At 62.0% G+C, this 17,502-nt stretch carries 18 protein-coding genes and 2 pseudogenes; 14 read left to right on the top strand and 6 right to left on the bottom strand.

The window, feature by feature from the left end; all coding sequences use genetic code 11:
• The first annotated feature begins 344 nt into the window (after positions 1-344).
• From traI to trbI, 12 genes are read left to right on the top strand one after another with little or no spacing between them, the layout of a single operon-like run.
• Positions 345-971, top strand: coding sequence for an acyl-homoserine-lactone synthase (gene traI, locus BMY71_RS22465; RefSeq protein ID WP_092686180.1), 627 nt, complete (start codon positions 345-347; stop codon positions 969-971).
• A 13-nt stretch (positions 972-984) separates the two neighbouring features.
• On the top strand, positions 985-1,947 hold the full coding sequence (gene trbB, locus BMY71_RS22460) for a P-type conjugative transfer ATPase TrbB (RefSeq protein WP_062313617.1): 963 nt from the start codon (positions 985-987) through the stop codon (positions 1,945-1,947).
• The gene (locus tag BMY71_RS22455; RefSeq protein WP_057196309.1) at positions 1,937-2,296 is read left to right on the top strand and encodes a TrbC/VirB2 family protein; all 360 of its coding nucleotides are present in this window, start codon (positions 1,937-1,939) and stop codon (positions 2,294-2,296) included. The genes trbB and BMY71_RS22455 overlap by 11 nt, the downstream gene beginning before the upstream one ends.
• Positions 2,289-2,588, top strand: a complete 300-nt coding sequence (locus BMY71_RS22450) for a conjugal transfer protein TrbD (RefSeq protein ID WP_062313619.1) — start codon at positions 2,289-2,291, stop codon at positions 2,586-2,588. Before BMY71_RS22455 ends, BMY71_RS22450 begins: the two co-directional genes overlap by 8 nt.
• A gap of 8 nt (positions 2,589-2,596) precedes the next feature.
• The gene (locus tag BMY71_RS22445) at positions 2,597-5,035 is read left to right on the top strand and encodes a conjugal transfer protein TrbE (protein ID WP_062313621.1); all 2,439 of its coding nucleotides are present in this window, start codon (positions 2,597-2,599) and stop codon (positions 5,033-5,035) included.
• Positions 5,010-5,813, top strand: coding sequence for a P-type conjugative transfer protein TrbJ (gene trbJ, locus BMY71_RS22440; RefSeq protein ID WP_062313623.1), 804 nt, complete (start codon positions 5,010-5,012; stop codon positions 5,811-5,813). Before BMY71_RS22445 ends, trbJ begins: the two co-directional genes overlap by 26 nt.
• Positions 5,810-5,980, top strand: coding sequence for a DUF2749 domain-containing protein (locus BMY71_RS24595; protein ID WP_139202712.1), 171 nt, complete (start codon positions 5,810-5,812; stop codon positions 5,978-5,980). Before trbJ ends, BMY71_RS24595 begins: the two co-directional genes overlap by 4 nt.
• Positions 5,981-5,989: 9 nt before the next feature.
• On the top strand, positions 5,990-7,180 hold the full coding sequence (trbL, locus tag BMY71_RS22435; RefSeq protein ID WP_062313625.1) for a P-type conjugative transfer protein TrbL: 1,191 nt from the start codon (positions 5,990-5,992) through the stop codon (positions 7,178-7,180).
• Positions 7,181-7,198: 18 nt separating this feature from the next.
• Complete coding sequence (gene trbF / locus BMY71_RS22430) at positions 7,199-7,861, top strand: conjugal transfer protein TrbF (RefSeq protein ID WP_057196304.1); 663 nt, start codon at positions 7,199-7,201, stop codon at positions 7,859-7,861.
• Positions 7,862-7,883: 22 nt separating this feature from the next.
• The gene (gene trbG, locus BMY71_RS22425) at positions 7,884-8,720 is read left to right on the top strand and encodes a P-type conjugative transfer protein TrbG (RefSeq protein ID WP_082757507.1); all 837 of its coding nucleotides are present in this window, start codon (positions 7,884-7,886) and stop codon (positions 8,718-8,720) included.
• 1 nt (position 8,721) lies between these two features.
• Positions 8,722-9,159, top strand: a complete 438-nt coding sequence (gene trbH, locus BMY71_RS22420; protein ID WP_062313627.1) for a conjugal transfer protein TrbH — start codon at positions 8,722-8,724, stop codon at positions 9,157-9,159.
• Between the two features lie 12 nt (positions 9,160-9,171).
• A complete protein-coding gene (gene trbI / locus BMY71_RS22415; protein ID WP_062313629.1) occupies positions 9,172-10,470 on the top strand; it encodes an IncP-type conjugal transfer protein TrbI in 1,299 nt (432 codons plus the stop codon).
• A gap of 123 nt (positions 10,471-10,593) precedes the next feature.
• On the opposite strand, the gene BMY71_RS22410 is transcribed toward trbI, so the two are convergent.
• Positions 10,594-11,907 (bottom strand): NRAMP family divalent metal transporter, encoded by a 1,314-nt coding sequence (locus BMY71_RS22410; protein ID WP_062313631.1) that lies wholly within the window; start codon positions 11,905-11,907, stop codon positions 10,594-10,596.
• A gap of 335 nt (positions 11,908-12,242) precedes the next feature.
• Here BMY71_RS22410 and BMY71_RS25070 point away from each other — a divergent pair, with 335 nt between their 5' ends.
• Positions 12,243-12,413: a hypothetical protein gene (locus BMY71_RS25070; RefSeq protein ID WP_175557753.1), complete on the top strand. Its 171-nt coding sequence runs from the start codon at positions 12,243-12,245 to the stop codon at positions 12,411-12,413.
• Between the two features lie 120 nt (positions 12,414-12,533).
• Entirely contained in the window at positions 12,534-12,944 is a 411-nt protein-coding gene (locus BMY71_RS22400) for a MerR family transcriptional regulator (protein WP_062313635.1), read from the top strand.
• Positions 12,945-13,082: 138 nt separating this feature from the next.
• On the opposite strand, the gene BMY71_RS22395 is transcribed toward BMY71_RS22400, so the two are convergent.
• From BMY71_RS22395 to BMY71_RS25515, 5 genes and pseudogenes are all read right to left on the bottom strand, one after another.
• The gene (locus BMY71_RS22395; RefSeq protein ID WP_082364133.1) at positions 13,083-13,319 is read right to left on the bottom strand and encodes a PilZ domain-containing protein; all 237 of its coding nucleotides are present in this window, start codon (positions 13,317-13,319) and stop codon (positions 13,083-13,085) included.
• A gap of 295 nt (positions 13,320-13,614) precedes the next feature.
• Positions 13,615-15,606, bottom strand: a complete 1,992-nt coding sequence (locus BMY71_RS22390) for a carbohydrate porin (RefSeq protein ID WP_062313637.1) — start codon at positions 15,604-15,606, stop codon at positions 13,615-13,617.
• 160 nt (positions 15,607-15,766) lie between these two features.
• The gene (locus BMY71_RS25525) at positions 15,767-16,081 is read right to left on the bottom strand and encodes a hypothetical protein (RefSeq protein WP_318256531.1); all 315 of its coding nucleotides are present in this window, start codon (positions 16,079-16,081) and stop codon (positions 15,767-15,769) included.
• Between the two features lie 198 nt (positions 16,082-16,279).
• Positions 16,280-16,411: pseudogene (locus tag BMY71_RS25520) on the bottom strand (phospholipase effector Tle1 domain-containing protein); the annotation flags it as partial.
• Positions 16,412-16,809: 398 nt separating this feature from the next.
• Positions 16,810-17,382 (bottom strand): annotated as a pseudogene (locus BMY71_RS25515) (phospholipase effector Tle1 domain-containing protein); the annotation flags it as partial.
• Positions 17,383-17,502 lie beyond the last annotated feature (120 nt).

Raw genomic sequence — 17,502 nt, 5'->3', positions numbered from 1 at the left:
TCTTCCGTGAAGCTACCCGTGAAACCGATTCTGGCAAGAACTTATTGGTTAATGAGATCCTAACGTCCTCGCGCTCGGTATGCTGAAAATTCTTCGCAAGTCATCTTTTGCGTTGATGTGGAAATGGTTTAGCGCGTTCACGTCGCGTCGGCCGCGCTGCCAAAGGCCCTGTCGGAATCGACGGGTTCGCGACGCCGCTTTCGACGATTGAACACGCCGCTTCGTCGGCACCCAGCGTTCACTCCCGCGACTCAGCTCACCGCCGCCTGTCGGATTCGACGGTCTGACACGCCGAAACCCGCGTGTTCGTCTCGCTGCCTGCAACCAAAACGGCGGGAGGCGAGATGCGGGCGATTGCGGTGAGGCCAGAAGACCGGGGGACGTTCGGCGATCTGATCGCCGACATGCACGGCCTGAGGGCGAGGGTGTTCGGCGGACGGCTGGGTTGGGACGTCGAGATCGAGGACAGGGTGGAGACCGATGGTTTCGATCGACTGAACCCGGTCTACATCCTCGCGGTCGCCGAGCGGGGGCCGGTGCTGGGGTGCGCCCGGCTCCTGCCGGCGACCGGGCCGACTATGCTGGCCGACGCCTTCCCGCAGCTCCTGGCCGGCGGGCGGCTCGAAGCCCATCCGCGGATGATCGAAAGCTCGCGCTTCTGTGTCGACACCGGCGCCGTCGAGGCAGGGACGTCGCGCGGCCTGCACCGCGCCACGCTGACGTTATTCGCGGCAATCATCGAATGGTCGATGGGGGCGGGCTACCGGGAGATCGTTACCGCGACCGATGTGCGGTTTGAGCGGCTGCTGAACCGGGCGCGCTGGCCGATGCGGCGCCTCGGCGAGCCCCGCGTGATCGGCGAGACGCTGAGCGTCGCCGGCGCGCTGCCGGCCGATGACGCCAGCTTCGCGACCGTGCGACCGCCGGGCTACCGATCCGACCTTGGCGGCTTCCGCCGGTCGGCGGCGTAGAGGGAGGCGTTCCGTGCAACTGCGCTCCCATCCGCGCCTCGTCCGTAAGCTGCAAGAGGCGCTGGGCGACACGATCTGCACGGCGCTCGACGATCCGAGCGTCGTCGAAGTGATGTGCAATCCTGATGGCCACCTGTTCGTAGAGCGGCTGGGGCAGGGGATCGCCCGCGTCGGCCAGATGAGCAACGCCACGGCCGAGATCATCATCGGCAGTGTCGCGCATGCCCTCAACTCTGAGGTCGACGACGAACGTCCGATCGTGTCCGGAGAGCTGCCGATCGGCGCTCACCGCTTCGAAGGACTGTTGCCTCCGGTCGTGTCCGGACCGGCCTTTGCGATCCGCCGGCGCGCCTCGCAAGTGATCCCGCTCACCGCTTACGTGCGCGACCGGATCATGACGGAGCCGCAGGCCCGCATGATCCGCAACGCCGTGACGTCACGGATGAACATTGTCATCTCCGGCGGCACCGGCTCCGGCAAGACGACGCTCACCAACGCGGTCATCGCTGAGATGGTCGCCTCCGCGCCCGACCATCGCATCGTCATCCTCGAGGACACGGCCGAGCTGCAATGCGTCGCCGACAATGCGGTCGCCCTGCATACGACCGACACCATCGACATGGGCCGCCTGTTGAAGTCGACGATGCGGCTGCGACCGGATCGCATCGTCGTCGGCGAGGTCCGCGATGGTGCCGCGCTCACCCTTCTGAAAGCGTGGAACACCGGCCACCCGGGCGGCATCACGACGATCCACGCGAATTCAGCGCAATCGGCGCTCACGCGCCTCGAGCAGCTCACGGCGGAAGCGAGCCAGCAACCGATGCAGGCGGTGATCGGCGAAGCTGTCGACCTCATCGTCTCGATCGAGAAGACCGCGCGCGGCCGCGTCGTGCGCGACATTCTTCATGTCGAGGGCTTCGCGCACGGCGAATATCGAATCCAATCCTGCCGAGAGGAGGAGCAACGTGTCGCTTGAACGTCGCCTTGGGCTTGGTCTCGTCGCATGCGCCGCGTTGGTCATTGCTGCGCAACCCGCATTGGCGGGCGGGGGAGGGGGCCTGCCTTGGGAGGGGCCGCTCCAGCAGATCCAGCAATCGATCACCGGGCCGGTCGCAGGCTTCATTGCGTTGGCGGCCGTCGCGGTCGCCGGCGGCATGCTGATCTTCGGCGGCGAGCTGAACGATTTCGCGCGGCGGCTCATGTACGTCGTGCTGGTCGCCGGCATCCTGCTCGGCGCAACACAGATTGTCGGCTTGTTCGGCGCATCCGGCGCATCGATCGGCACCGTCGAGGCCAGCGAGCAGGAGGAGCTGCCGCATGGCTGAGGTGTTCTCCAATCTTCATCACTCAAGAATCCATCGCGCGCTGTCACGTCCGAGTCTCTTGCTCGGCGCCGACCGCGAACTGGTGCTGATGACTGGGCTTGCCGCCGTCATTCTGATTTTCGTGGTGCTGACCTGGTTCTCGGTCTTGCTGGGACTCCTCGTGTGGAGCGGCATCGTCGGCATCTTACGCATGATGGCGAAGGCCGACCCGATGATGCGGCACGTCTATCTGCGGCACATCCGCTACCAGCCGCACTATCGGCCGACGTCAACGCCCTGGCGCAAGTATTGAGGTCGGCGATGGTGGCGTTGCGCGACTTTCGACATACCGGCCCGTCCTTCGCGGACCTGCTGCCATATGCCGGCTTGGTCGCGCCAGGTGTCGTCCTGCTCAAGGACGGCTCGCTGATGGCGGGCTGGTACTTCGCGGGACCCGACAGCGAAAGCTCGACCGATGTGGAGCGCAACGAGGTCTCGCGGCTGATCAACGCGGTGCTCGCGCGTCTCGGCTCGGGATGGATGATTCAGGTCGAAGCCGTGCGCGTGCCGGCGCAGGCCTATCCCGCGCGCGAGGATTGCCACTTTCCCGATCCGGTGACGCGGGCGATCGACAATGAGCGCCGCCGGCGCTTCGAAGCCAACGCCGGGCACTTCGAGAGCGAGCATGCGCTGATCCTGACCTATCGGCCGTCCGAACGGCGCAAGTCGGGCTTGTCGCGCTATGTCTATTCCGATGACGAAAGCCGCTCGACGTCCTTCGCCGATAAGACGCTCGAGACCTTCCTGACGTCGATCCGCGAGGTCGAGCAGTATCTCGGCAACGTGCTGTCGATCCGGCGCATGCAGACGCAGGAGGTCGAGGACGAGGGCAGCGTGCGCCGCGCGCGCTATGACGAGCTGTTTCAGTTTGTGCGCTTCTGCATTACCGGCGAGAACCATCCGATCCGGCTTCCCGAGATTCCGATGTATCTCGATTTCGTGGTGACGGCCGAATTCCACCACGGCCTGTCGCCGATGGTCGACGATCGCTATCTCGCCGTCATCGGCATCGATGGGTTTCCGGCGGAGAGCTGGCCGGGCATCCTCAACGCGCTCGACCTCATGCCGCTGACCTACCGCTGGTCAAGCCGCTTCATGTTTCTGGACGATCAGGAGGCACGCACGCGGCTCGAGCGCACGCGCAAGAAGTGGCAGCAAAAGGTGCGGCCATTCTTCGATCAGCTCTTTCAGACGCAAAGCCGCTCGATCGATCAGGACGCCGTCTTGATGGTCGCTGAAACCGAGGACGCGATCGGCCAGGCATCGTCCGGCCTTGTGGCTTATGGATATTACACGCCGGTCGTCGTCATCTTCGACAGCGAGGCGCGGCGCCTGCGCGAGAAGGCCGAGGCGGTACGACGCCTCATCCAGGCGGAGGGCTTCGGCGCGCGCATCGAGACCTTGAACGCGACGGAAGCCTTCCTCGGCTCGCTGCCGGGCAATTGGTACGCCAACATCCGCGAGCCGCTGATCAGCACGCGCAACCTCGCGGACCTCATTCCGCTCAACGCGGTCTGGTCCGGCAGCCCAACCGCGCCCTGTCCGTTCTATCCGCCGGGCGCACCGCCGCTGATGCAGGTCGCCTCCGGCTCGACCCCTTTCCGGCTGAACCTCCATGTCGACGATGTCGGCCATACGCTGGTGTTCGGTCCGACAGGGTCGGGCAAGTCGACCCTTCTCGCGCTGATCGCCGCGCAGTTTCGGCGCTATGCGGGCGCACAGCTCTTCTGCTTCGACAAGGGCCGGTCGATGTTTCCGCTGACGGTCGCGGCCGGCGGCGCTCACTACGATGTCGGGGCAGGGGAGGGGCTATCGTTTTGTCCCCTCGCCGAGCTCAAGGACGATACGGATCGCGCTTGGGCGTCAGAGTGGATCGAAACGCTGGTGGCGCTGCAAGGTGTGAAGGTCACGCCGGATCATCGCAATGCAATTTCACGGCAGATCGCATTGATGGCGAATGCGCGCGGCCGCTCACTATCGGATTTCGTGTCGGGCGTTCAGCTTCGCGAGATCAAGGACGCGCTGCATTCCTACACGGTCGATGGACCGATGGGTCATCTGCTCGACGCCGAGCAGGACGGCCTGTTGATGTCGGAGTTTCAGACTTTCGAGATCGAGCAGCTCATGAACATGGGCGAGCGCAATCTCGTGCCGGTCTTGCTCTATCTCTTCCGCCGCATCGAGCAGCGCCTGACCGGCGCGCCGAGCCTCATTATCCTTGATGAGGCATGGCTGATGCTCGGGCATCCGACATTCCGCGACAAGATTCGCGAATGGCTCAAGGTGCTGAGGAAAGCGAATTGCGCGGTCGTGCTGGCCACGCAATCGATCTCCGACGCTGAGCGCTCGGGCATCATCGACGTCCTCAAGGAATCCTGCCCGACGAAGATCTGCTTGCCCAACGGCGGGGCGCGCGAGACCGGCACGCGCGAGTTCTACGAACGCATTGGGTTCAACGAACGGCAGGTGGAAATCGTCGCGACCGCGATCCCGAAGCGCGAATACTACGTCGTCTCGCCGGTCGGCCGCCGTCTCTTCGACATGTCCCTCGGCGCGATCACGCTCGCGTTCGTGGGGGCGACCGGAAAAGACGATCTCGCACGGATCGGTGAACTTCGTCAGGCGCACGGGCCCGACTGGCCGGTGCGCTGGCTGCAAGCAAGGGGAGTGGTCGATGCCGACATGCAGTTGTCAGCGTAACCCCACAATCATCGCGGTATTGTCTTGCGTCATCGCGGCGACGCCCGCTGCGGCCGGTGGCGGCGGCGCGATCGGAGGTGGCGCGACCGAATGGACGCAGCTCCTCAACAATTCCGAGCTGATCGCGGTGGTCGGCAAATCGACCGAGCAGATTAACAATCAGATCACGCAAATCACGCAGCTTGCGCAACAGATTCAGAACCAGCTCAAGATTTACGAGAATATGCTGCAGAACACTGCGCAGCTTCCGCAGCATATTTGGGGGCAGGTCGAGCAAGACCTGAACCAGCTGCGCAACCTCGTTGGCCAGGGGCAGGGCATCGCCTTCTCGATGGGCAATGCCGATGACGTCCTGAAGCAGCGATTCAAAAGCTACGCCGATTTCAAGACCAACCTACCGACGGGTTCGACCTTCTCGTCGACCTGGCAGGGCTGGTCGACAACGAACCGCGACACCATCGGCGCAAGCTTGAAGGCGGCAGGCCTGACGTCCGATCAGTTCACTTCGGAGGAAGCGACGATGGGCCAGCTTCGCGGATTGTCGCAAAGCGCGGATGGCCAGATGAAGGCGCTGCAGGTCGGGCATCAGATCGCTGCCCAGCAAGTCGCCCAGATGCAGAAGCTGCGCGGCCTGTTCTCGCAGCAGGTGACGATGATGGGGACCTGGTATCAATCGCAGCAGGCCAAGGACGATCTCGCGCAGGCGCGTCGCGACCAGTTCTTCACCTCGACCGCGCCGTCGACCTCCGGCGGCCAGACGATGGAGCCGCGCTGGTGAGACCGCTTCACATCGTTCTCATTGTCGCGATCGTCGTGCTCGCCGGCGGTGGCGTCTGGTTTGGCCTCGGTCCGTCGTCGAGCCAGAAGCCGTCCCGGTTCTTTGAGACCAAGCCGGACTACGACACGAGCGGCGGACAGCCGATGCGTCCACGCTGGAAGGAGTAAGGCGTGATCATGCCGACACCGAATCGCCTCCTGCTGACGATCGCCGCACTGCTTCTGGTCGCGTCGCCGGCGCTGGCGCAAGACGGCAGCCTGCTGACGAACCTGGAAAACGAGGTGGTCACGGCCGCGAAGGGATGGGAAACCACAATCCTGCAGGCGGCGCGTTCGCTGTTCTGGATTCTTGCCGGCATCGAGATCGGCATCGCGGCAGTTTGGCTTGGGCTGCAGGCAGCCTCGCTCGATACTTGGTTTAGCGAGCTCGTGCGACGCATTCTGTTCATCGGCCTGTTCGCTTTCATCCTCGAGCAGGGACCGGCGTTCGCCAAGGCCGTGGTCGACAGCCTGTTTCAGATCGGCGCCGGCGGCGCCGGCGCATCGCCCGCCAACGTGTTCAATGCCGGCCTGAAGGTCGCTTCGGCGCTGTCGTCGAAGGCGCAGTTCGGATTGTTTCAGGACAATGCGCTGGCGATCGCGGCGGTGTTCGCCATGATTGTCGTCGTCGTCGCCTTCGCGCTGGTCGCGGCGATCTTCGTGGCGGTGATGGTGGAGATGTATGTCGGCCTGCTTGCCGGCATGATCATGCTCGGACTTGGCGGATCGTCGTTCACCAAGGATTTTGCGGTCCGCTATCTCATCTATGCGTTTTCTGTCGGCATGAAGCTGATGGCGCTGGTGATGATCGCACGCATCGGCTCAGAGGTTCTGGTCAACCTCGCGAATTCGCCGTCGACCGGCGACCAGTTCCTGTCGACGCTCGCGATCGCCGGCATCTCCGTCGTAGTGTTCATGATCGCGATGTACGTGCCGAACATCATTCAAGGCGTGGTGCAGGGCGCGTCGGTTTCGAGTGGCATGGAGGCGATACGAGCTGGCAGCCAGGCGGCCGCATTCGCCGCAGGCGCGGGCTCGATGGCGGCCGGCGCCGCATCGCTTGGCGCAGGCGCGGCCCGGATGGGAGCGGCGAGCTATTCCGACGCGCGTACAGGCGGCGCCTCGTTCGGGGCGGCAGCGCTCAGGGGCATGAGCGACGCGATCGGCGCAGCCGGCGGCGCGCTTTCGTCCGCGGCGCGCGACAAAGCAATCGGCGTTCCGGGGACGTGGGGTGCGTCGACGCTGGGGCTTGCCAACGCGAAGCTCCATGAACGCAGAAACAGGTCGCAATCGGGGCAACGCAACAACAATGCCGATGAACGCCAATAGGGGCGGCGAGGGTGGGGGATGGCGAGGCAGACGACACCGGAGAATCCATATCTCGCGGCACGGCAGGAATGGAATGAGCGCTACGGCTCCTATGTGAAGGCCGCGGCCGCTTGGCGCATCGTCGGCATCACCGGGATGGCGTTGGCGGTGATCGCGACGTCTTACGCGCTCTATCAGAGCACGCAGGTCAAGCTCGTCCCGTACATCATAGAAGTGGACAAGCTCGGCAGCGCTGTCACCGCGGGCTTTCCGCAGCAGATCGAATATGCCGACGCGCGCGTCGTGCGGGCGACGCTGGCGGGCTTCGTCAGCAATTTCAGGTCGGTCTCACCCGACACCGCGGTCCAGAAGCAATATATCGACCGGACTTATGCGCTGCTGCGCACCGCAGATCCTGCGACCGAGAAGGTCAACGCCTGGTTTCGTGCGAACTCGCCCTTCAACAAGGCGCGGACGGCGACCGTCTCCATCGAGGTCAGCAACGTCGTCGCGCTCTCAAACCAGAGCTACCAGATCGACTGGGCCGAGATCGAGCGCGATCGTCGCGGCAAGGAGCTCTCGACGCGCCGCTTTCGCGGTGTCGCGACCGTGGTGCTGACGCCGCCCCAGGACGAGCAGACCATCCGTCTCAATCCCATTGGTCTTTACCTGCGCGACTTCGACTGGACGGCGCAATTGTGAAAAGGCTGCGGAGTAAACAGTCATGACATCGAGCCGATCCGGACTGCCCCTCATCGCCATCGCGTTTGCGGCTGCATTTACAACTGTCATGATCGATCATGCCGCCGCGCAGCGGCTGAACCGGAATGAGGCGAAGGGCACGCATCTGTCGGGACGCTGGCGGGCCGCGCCAGGCCTGGTGACGCACGGGCCGGACGGCAAAGTGATCTTTCTCTATGGCGAGATCCAGCCGTCCATCGTGTGTTCGCCATTGCAGGTGTGCGATATCGAGCTTCAGCCGGGAGAGGTTGTGCGGGACGTCCTCGTCGGTGACACCGTGAGGTGGAAGGTCGAGCCGGCGACGTCGGGCGCACCGGGCGGGCAGGCGATTCACCTGATCGTCAAGCCGTCAGAACCCGGCCTCGTGACCTCGATGGTCGTCACCACGTCGCGGCGCACTTATCACCTCCAGCTCAAATCGCACGCGACGCAATACATGGCGCGGGTCGCTTTCGAATATCCTGAGGGCGTTGGTGCGCGGATGGCGGACATCAACGCGCGCCTCGAGGCGAGCACGATCCCCGGCGCCGACGTCCCGGCCGAGCAACTCGACTTCGCCTACTACGTGAGCGGCAATGCGAGCTGGCGGCCGACGCGCGTCTACTCTGACGGGCAGAAGACCTACATCCAGTTTCCGTCATCGCTTGCCGGCGCGGACGCGCCCGTGTTCTTCGCGATCTCGGGCGGCGAGAACCGCATCGTCAACTATCGCATGAAAGGCTCGATGATGATCGTCGACTTTCATATCGATGAAGCGGTGCTCGTCTCCGGCGTCGGATGGTGGACTCAGGAGAAAATTACGATCCGGCGGGGAGGATGACATGATCACGCGTCGAGTCTTCCCCGTTGGTCTGTTCGCGCTGCTGCTCGGAGCGTGCAGCACGCTCGGCCGACCAGGCCTTGTCGCCAGCTCGTCGCGTGTCGAGCTGTCGCCGGCGGCTGCAAGCGCGATTGCCGGCGATATGGTCAGCCGCCTCGCCGAGCATGTCGGCCCGGCGACCGGGACCATCATCCTGAAATCCGACGGCTCGCCGTTTGGCCAAGCGCTCGAGGCGGCGCTGCGCGGGTGGGGCTACGCGGTCGCGACCGATCAGCGAACCGATCAGAAGGCGATCGCTCTTGCGTATGTCGTCGACAATCTCGATGGCACGATCCTCGCGCGACTGTCGACGCAGCAACTCGATCTCGGCCGCGCCTATACGGTGACGGCCTCGGGCGCGAAGCCGACGAGTCCCGTGTCGGTAATGCAACGCGGTTAGCGGAGGACGGTGATGGCGCAGTCGCTTGATCTCAATGCCGGCGGACCCGCGCCGAAGATCCGTCGTCTTAACCGCCTGCCGGTCATCGCTGCGATCGTGTTTGTCGTGTTGTTCTTTGGCGTGATCCTCTATGGGCTCACGACGCGCGGATTGTATTTCCGCGGCGATCGCGGTTCCGACGGTCCGCCATCGAGTCCCGCCTCGACCTACGCCGATGCGATGAAGCGCAATGTGCCAGACGGCATCATCGAGGACCCGACGCCGGCGCAAGTCTTCCAGCCCGCGCCTCCGCCGGCGCCCGAGCGACCGGCGGCGAACCCGTTCACCCCCGCTCCGCAGCCGGTGCGCGAGGGGCCGGCGATCGAATCCGAGGAGGCCTGGCGCGCCCGCATCGAGCGCGAGCAGCGTGAGCAGTATCTGCGCGAGCAACACCGACAGCGCATGGCGCGCATTCAGGCGCACAGTACCGCTTATGATTCACCGCTTGGCGTGAACCTCGCCAAGTTGCAGACCGCGACGCCCGCCGGGGCACAACAACAGCAACAACGGCCGGGAGCCGCGAGCCCGCTTGGCAATGGGAGCGCGGCCGATCTTTACGCGGCCGCGCTCCGCGCCGGTTTGACCGGGCAGCCCATCGACCCGAACGGGCAGACATCGAAAGAGAGCTTCTTCAACAGCGACCTCACCAAGCTCGGCTATCTGCCCAACTCCGTGGTGCCGCAACGATCGCCGTTCGAACTCAAGCGCGGCTCGGTCATTCCGGCGACTCTTATCACCGGCATCAATTCCGACCTTCCCGGGCGCATCACAGCGCAGGTGTCTCAAAACGTGTACGATAGCGCGACCGGCCATCGCCTGCTCATCCCACAGGGGACGCGACTGCTCGGGCGCTACGACAGCAAGGTCTCCTTCGGCCAGTCGCGCGTGCTCGTCGTGTGGACCGACATCATCCTGCCGAACGGCTCGACCTTGCAGATCATCGGCATGGCCGGCACGGATGCGCAGGGCTATGGCGGCTTCAGCGACAAGGTCGACCGCAAACTGCTGCAGACCTTCGGCTCTGCGATCCTGATCGCCTTGATCGGCGCCGGCACGGAGATGGCGATCCCGCGCGATCGTAATGCGTTCGGAATGCAGAACACCGCCGAATATGCGGCCCGGCGATCGTTTGCAGAAACTTTCGGACGCATGGCCGAGCGCACGATCTCGCGCAACATGGACGTACAGCCGACTTTGGAAATCCGCCCTGGATACAAGTTCAATGTCCTTGTCGACCAGGACATGGTGTTTCCGGGGGACTATCGCCGATAGATATGATGCAAATCTCTTAACTGTTATGCTGCAGTACATGCGAAACGGCCGGCGATTCTGGCTCCGGTGCTCGGTACGGCCCTTCGCTATGACATCGCCGCTCGGTGGACGGCGAGCAACTACTTAGAATGAGGTCGCCGCCATCGCGGCCACAGCCGCCGCCATGATGGCCGTCGCGCACCAGCCAAGCGCTTTGAGCCAACCTTTCACTGTGAATTCACCCATGATTTTCGTCTGAGCTGACATCAGCATCATGATGACCATCACGGGGACCGCCACCACGCCGTTGATCACCGCGGTCCAGTACAGAGCCTTGATCGGATTGATCGGTGTGAAATTAAGTGTCATGCCAACCAGCGTCGCAACAGCGATCGTTATGTAGAACGCTTTGGCTTCAAGGGGCTGACGCGCCAGACCGACTGGCCACTTTCGCGCTTCGCCAACCGCATAGGCCGCCGAGCCAGCCAGCACCGGTATCGCGAGCAAACCCGTCCCAATCACACCGAGAGCAAAGACCAATTCGGCCAGGGGGCCGGCGATCGGGCGGAGCGCCTCGGCAGCCTGCGCCGACGTCTCGACATCCTTGACACCTGCGACGTTCAGCGTTGCTGCGGTCGTGATCATGATCGCGAGGGCAATGAAGTTGGAGATGCCCATGCCGGCGATCGTATCAAGCTCGATCCTAGCAAGCGCCGCCGGTGCTTGCTGTGGTGCGCGCGTGAGCGGCCGTCGCTTCGGCAGCTCGCGGACGTCTTCCGCTTCCTGAGAAGCCTGCCAGAAGAACAGGTACGGGCTGATGGTGGTTCCGAAGACCGCAACCAGCGTGGTCAGATACTCTTTGCTCCACGTAATGTCCGGCACCACAAGCCGGTATAGCGCTTCGCCCCAGGACACTTGGACCATGAACATCGTCGCGACGTAGACCAGCAGGATCAAAGCCAGCCACTTCAAAACGGCGACGTAGCGCGTGTATTGCATGAAGATTTGCAGCGCGGTGGAGATCACAGCGAACAGAAGAACGTATACAATTTGGGGCCCACCAATGATCAGGCGCGTGGCATCCGCCATGGCGCCAAGATCCGCGCCGATATTGATGGAATTTGCGATCAGCAGCGGAATGACGATGCTGAGAAGGACGTAACTCGGGTAGTGTTGACGGAGGAGCCCTGCGAGACCGCGGCCTGTCGTGCGGCCCATCCTGGCGCTGATCATCTGAACAGCGGTCATTAAGGGGAACGTCAGAAGCAGCGTCCAGGATAAGCCGTAACCAAACTGAGCGCCCGCTTGGCTATAGGTCGCGATGCCGCTGGGGTCGTCGTCCGAAGCTCCTGTAATGAGGCCAGGCCCAAGAACTTTCAGCAGGCGTGGTTTGCAAGTCCCGACAACCGGACTCTGGTGCTCTGTTTCAGGGTCTAAAGTCTCCGGCGCTTCGCTCAAGCGGTATTCCTGACCGTCGGTGATACTTTCGCAGCGCCGCTCATCGCTCGCGCCTGAGGTACATAACCAATAGCAAAACCCCGAGCACGCAAAGCACCGGGCCTATGAAATTCACAGCGATGCTGTCCGGGAAAATTCGCTTGAGCACGAGGACCAAGTTCGTCGCGGCCAGTGGGACAGCGATTAGGCCGCCGACCAGAAATGCAGTTCTCGATCTTCTGTAACTCATCAGTTGATGTCGGGCGCGCCGAGAAAACCGTGGAGGGCGAGTCCGCCCTCCACGGTGGGGTTGAAAAGGGCTATCGCTTGTCCGATCCGCCCTTGTCGCGATGGCCATGCTGATCGACGTCACCCGGCTTATGGCCTGGGTGATCGTGATGCTGGCCAGGAACTTCCTTCTGGCCTGCCTTATCGCGATGGCCGTGCTGATCGACGTCGCCCGGTTTGTGGCCCGGATGATCGTGATGCTGACCGGGTTTTTCCTGGGGCATGTGCTACTCCCTTGAACCAAAAGCACGCACCTTTCGTGCAATACCTCGTTCGGCCATCGAGGCCTTTCGGTCCTTGCTTGTCACCGAGAAAGGAGCTTACATCCTCAAGTCACTTGAGGAGCAAGGCTGAATCTGATGAAGGACGAGCTGTCCATCGGCAGGGTTGCGGAGATGGTGCGGATGAACGTGCCGACGATCAGGTACTATGAGGAGATCGGCCTCGTCCCCACCCCACCGCGAACTGAACAAAACCGACGAGTCTACAAAGAAACGGACGTCCGGCGCCTCAAGTTCATTCGCCACGCCAAGGAACTCGGGTTCGATCTGGATTCAATCCGGCAGCTTCTGGCCCTTGCGGGTTTACCGGAGGAGCCTTGCGAAGAGGCCGATCAGATTGCGCGTGCTCATCTTGCTGATGTCGAGCACAAAATAGCACGATTGACGGCGCTGCGAAAGGAACTACGCGCAATGGTCGAAAGTAGCGATCATGGCAGGATCAGGGAATGCCGTGTTATTGAAGTCCTTTCACGGTTTGGAAATCAGTGACCGCGGCGTTCGGAAAAATAACCTCTATTACCCGGACGGGTGTGATAGCTGACGGGCTTGCACGCGCGTCAAGCGATCTCGCAATCCTTTTCGCCGTGGCAAAAGCATGCACCGGTTGAGAAGTGAGCGGATTGCCGGCTATTGAAATTCAACACCCAATCGATTCTGCTTCGCCCAGATGATGCGGCACCGCATGCGCATGTCATCCACTGGCACGACAAGCACAAACTCTACCGGAATGCCAACGGGACTTTCGACGTCAAGCATCGCGCCAACCGAACTGACATTGCGTACGAGGCAATCAATGGCTGATGCCCCAAATTGAATTGATCCTTTCTTCAGGACACGCCGCCGCGGATTTTTACGTCGTTCCATCTGGCCGCTCTTCGGTTGGGTTTGTTGCTGAATGTGTCCGTCCCGCGCGTAGCGCCCGTTACCATCTACCACAAAATTTTTGGCTCGCGTCGTGGTCGGTCAAGAAGCGGTTTCGGATTTCCAACAGCTCTGCGGTCCTTGCAGGGTCGTTAAGATAAAAGTGCCCGATCTGACCTTACCTAAAGTGATGTCGACTGACGGAGTGAAAGCTAACCGGAGCAGCTTGGAATCGATGCGTCTTCAATTCCGCGGCGAGCAAGCGTGACCCGGCGATGCGCCCGCCCCAAAGCACGCGTCAGAACTGCGTGCGCATCCGAATGCCAAAGATCGAAGCCGGGCCGCGATCGCGGTTGTAGGCAGGGTTCGTAACAAGCTGATAGTTCAAAGTCGCACGCCACGACCAGATTGGGAGGCTGTAATAGGTCTCTATAATCTTTTCCAGACCGGCGTTCGGCAGGCGCCCGTCGCCGACAAGAATACCGAGACCGCCGGCGTCAAGATATGCCTGGCGGGCACTCGAGATGCCGTTGACGACGCCGGCCAGCCCGAACGTATCGTTCGGCCTGTTCCAGGAGGAACCGGTCAGCGAAAGCCCGGCAGCGAACGTCGAGTCAATATCGGAGAATTCGTAAGCTTCCTTTGACCCATCAGCGAGGCCCGCGCGAGCGAACACACCAAGGTCAGCCGTGATTTCCTGTTCCAGGTTCACACCGATGCCAGCTCGGCTTTGGTATCGCCTGACCAGAGCGACATCAGCGGGCATTCCCGTTGCCCGCGCCAGCGTTACGGCCTCGTCCAAGCGCCCCATGCGGCCACGCGACAAAAACGCCGTGACCGCAACCTTCCCCTTCTTGCCCCAGATCTCATGCCGATGTTCGATCTCGCCGACCCATTGAAACTGAGAAAAGCTCGGATCCAATTCGGTGCTGTTGGGGACGCGGGAGAGATCGAAAATCCCGCCGCGGAATGTCCAGTCACCTTTGTACCATTCAACTGCGGCGCCATAGGTGAAGCCCCAGGCGTCGGCGGCGTAATCGAAGGTGCCGGTGTCAACGACCGACCAATTCATGAAATCCTTGCGCGGATCATGAGCATATTTGTTGGTGTCGAACACGTCGGTGACCGCAAATTTCCCAAGGGTCAGGATCAGTCGATCCGACGTCTGGCTCCCCGCGAACTGGTTGATGTCGGCGTCGATCTTTTTCGTCTCTCCGCCCAGATCGAAAGTCTGACGGAAGAACGCGCGCGGGATGCGCGCGTAGGGAACCGCCGCTCCGACCTTGTAGGCCTCGCCACTTGGAAAGCCGGCCACACCGACGGTCGAACTCAAGCCAAACCCCTGATCGATCTCGGGGTTGATCCAGACCTCTCCGCCTGACCAGGGGCGAAATCCAGCATACAGCGTCACATCCCAAGTCTGTCGGGTCTGGTTGGGGATGAGACTGTTTGTGCCGATATAGGGCGACCGAAACGGTGCTGCGTATTGTTGGAGGTAGGTAGTCTGTCCGTGCAGAGCGAACCGATCAGTTTCGAACGGTGTCAAGCCATCCTGTAGAACCCGCTGTCCCTCCTTGCCAAAGCGGTAATTGACGCCGAGGCGGGCGGTCTGAACCGCGAGGTCCGATGACAGGCGCTGCGCGGTTCCACCGAACCCAATCTCTTTCCCTCCGAAGTTTGTGGAGAGATATTCAAACCGGGCGGACCAGTTGTTCGATAGCGCGAGTTCGGCACCCACGCCCCACACCGTTCCAAGTCGCGTGGTCTTGGTTGTGTCTTCTGGAGCATCGACCGGCCCGAGCTGCGCCTCATCATAGCTCCATGCGAGGCCGCCCGTCGCATAGAACAGCCAGGAGCCCGGCGCATATCCCACACGTGCCCGCAGCGTTCCAGATGTCAGCACGGTTTGCGTAAGCGTTTGCGAACCCTGAACGCCCGTCGTTGTGGCAATTCCGGAAACCGTGTTTGGAAAGGAAATGTCGGCCTCAAGGCCGACGACCATGCGCGAAGGCAGCATGTAGTTGTATCCGCCACCCAACCCTAACGCATACGATCCCGTCCCCTTGAAAGCATCGATTGGATTGGTCAAGTCGATCGCGCCCGAGGATGGCGGCAACCCGGGCCCGACCAAGGAAAAGTTTGAATGTCTGCTCGCGTAGGCGAAATGACTGCCAACGAAAGGCCCGGTCCAATCGACAGGAGTATTTGCGCTGACCTTGCCAAGGTCAGCCGACTGCCCCTCGACGGCCGAGCTTGCCGCCAGGACCATCGCCAGAAAAGCCTTTCTCATCGCACCTACGCCCGCCCATTTGACCGGTATTCGGCACGACATTTGGGTGTTGGCAACAGCTAAGTTTTTGCAGGTGTCACGTCAGCGTCACGAAGGGTGTGAAAACTCCGACCAATGGATTTCGCGTCGGAAAAACGCATTCGAGAGCGTCCCGCGAACATCAGGCCTTCGAGTCGGAGCGATCGAGAGATGCGGCAGGACTTCGGTGCAGATGAGCCGGGGATTCCGCGCTCGTCAGCGGCTGGTAATACTGCTTAAAGCTTTCATGATTTTTCAGCGCGTCCGGGCGGTACGCGCCAACGCCCGCACACTGCCTAACCTCCGGCAAGTCAAACCGCGCCCGGACAGTCGCGTGCACCGGTGCTTTGGGATTGATCTCCCGGATTTCAAAGTCCCAGTTCTTGGCGCCGACGAGAGTCTGCAGCCACGGCCATTTTGGCAAGCTGGCAGCGTAACTATCCAGGGTGTCGCGCATGCTGGCAATCTCGCAATGCTGCACACCGTCGGCCCGAGGAAACAGGTTTAGCGCGGGGCCAGAATCCCCGGTGTTCGGCATTTTGACGCCGTCGACGTAGATCGGGCCGGTGATGAGGCCGTCGGGGACGGAAATCGCTTGTTCGCACATCCAGGAGAGCGCGATATCCGAGAGCCGCGATTCCGGTTCCGGATAAGACCCGCCGATGTCGGAGTGGTTGCCCGCAAACCAAAGCTGGATAATGCGATCAAAACCAGGCGTGGCAGGGTGCGCCCCCGGTTCGGTGCCGCCCCAGCCGACCCGGGCGAAGTCCTTACGCGCTTCATCGATCGCATTCGCCGATCGCGCAAACCGAACGTGCTTGCTGAGGAGGCGGTCGAAGTTCTTTCCCGTCCATTCCGCAATGTGCGAACGAGGCGGGTCTCCCTTGTTGGGAAATCGTAAATCGTCTTACGATTAGTCGTGCGCTGCTTATTCAAGAACCATAGGACGGCACCCAACATCGCCAGATGGGTGACGAACCACGCCGGGACGATAAATCCCCAAAGCAGGCCTGCTCCCGAGACAATGGCTGTTACTACACCGACAACCGCGGCAGGGACAAGGGAAGCTATAAACGCAGCAACCGCAACGCCGAGGGTCAAGCCCAGTTGGATCATGCGACGCCTGGGGCCGCTTGCTCCAAGTGCTGCGACGGTGTCGAACACCCCGATGAAATAGGCGGCGGCATTCGAGTTTGCTTCATCGCCAGACCCGTATTTGAGTTGAAATCGCCGCGCCAGTTCCAGTCTCTCCGCCTCAAACTGCTCGCGCGGGTGACCCGCGCCGTGTTCGAGCACTGTATCGACCGCCTCCCAGGCGACATCCTTCACAGCTTTCCGAAAGCGCAGCAGCGGGCCTGCGGGCGTCGTGGTCGGGATGCCGCACAGCATCAGCAAGTTGGCAACGCTGCGCACCGTGTAGGCTCCGCGGCTGAAGCCGAACAGGAAGATCCGGTCGCCCTCTTCATAGTGGTTGAGGATGAATTCGTAGCAATCAGCGATATTGCGTTTGATCCCATCGCCAGCAACAGATCCCAGCATCTTTTGGACAAATCGCAAGGGAGCGATGAAAGCGGTGGCACCGATATCGGTTCCCAAGCCGGCATCATAGAAGACGACCTGCTTGGCCGGGTCGACAGCCGTATCCGCGTGGTTACGTGAGACCCTGTACATCTTGTAGATGTTGCTGATGCGTTGCTCCGGACGGGCGCCACCGTCCTGCCCAGTACCATCAGAATAAATGACGATGTTTTTGCTCATGCCCTTGTCCCGGAACCGACCTTCGCATTCACGCTTGGAGCCTGCCGATCAAGGCTAAGGGGCCTAATCAATTATGCGCAAAATTGTCGGCGCGCGTCTGCTCTGCGCGCCCTGTCAATG

Origin of the sequence: Rhodopseudomonas pseudopalustris (assembly GCF_900110435.1) — a bacterium.
Lineage (GTDB): Bacteria > Pseudomonadota > Alphaproteobacteria > Rhizobiales > Xanthobacteraceae > Rhodopseudomonas > Rhodopseudomonas pseudopalustris.
Note: the sequence above shows the minus strand (reverse complement) of the source record. Positions and strands in the feature narration are given on the sequence as shown.

Coding starts and splice junctions, on each gene's coding strand:
- traI (WP_092686180.1), top strand. CDS start 345: ATGCGGGCGATTGCGGTGAGGCCAGAAGACCGGGGGACGTTCGGCGAT.
- BMY71_RS22450 (WP_062313619.1), top strand. CDS start 2,289: ATGGCTGAGGTGTTCTCCAATCTTCATCACTCAAGAATCCATCGCGCG.
- BMY71_RS22445 (WP_062313621.1), top strand. CDS start 2,597: ATGGTGGCGTTGCGCGACTTTCGACATACCGGCCCGTCCTTCGCGGAC.
- trbJ (WP_062313623.1), top strand. CDS start 5,010: ATGCCGACATGCAGTTGTCAGCGTAACCCCACAATCATCGCGGTATTG.
- trbL (WP_062313625.1), top strand. CDS start 5,990: ATGCCGACACCGAATCGCCTCCTGCTGACGATCGCCGCACTGCTTCTG.
- trbF (WP_057196304.1), top strand. CDS start 7,199: ATGGCGAGGCAGACGACACCGGAGAATCCATATCTCGCGGCACGGCAG.
- trbG (WP_082757507.1), top strand. CDS start 7,884: ATGACATCGAGCCGATCCGGACTGCCCCTCATCGCCATCGCGTTTGCG.
- trbH (WP_062313627.1), top strand. CDS start 8,722: ATGATCACGCGTCGAGTCTTCCCCGTTGGTCTGTTCGCGCTGCTGCTC.
- trbI (WP_062313629.1), top strand. CDS start 9,172: ATGGCGCAGTCGCTTGATCTCAATGCCGGCGGACCCGCGCCGAAGATC.
- BMY71_RS25070 (WP_175557753.1), top strand. CDS start 12,243: ATGCTGATCGACGTCACCCGGCTTATGGCCTGGGTGATCGTGATGCTG.
- BMY71_RS22400 (WP_062313635.1), top strand. CDS start 12,534: ATGAAGGACGAGCTGTCCATCGGCAGGGTTGCGGAGATGGTGCGGATG.
- BMY71_RS22395 (WP_082364133.1), bottom strand. CDS start 13,319: ATGGAACGACGTAAAAATCCGCGGCGGCGTGTCCTGAAGAAAGGATCA.
- BMY71_RS22390 (WP_062313637.1), bottom strand. CDS start 15,606: ATGAGAAAGGCTTTTCTGGCGATGGTCCTGGCGGCAAGCTCGGCCGTC.
- BMY71_RS25525 (WP_318256531.1), bottom strand. CDS start 16,081: ATGCGCGACACCCTGGATAGTTACGCTGCCAGCTTGCCAAAATGGCCG.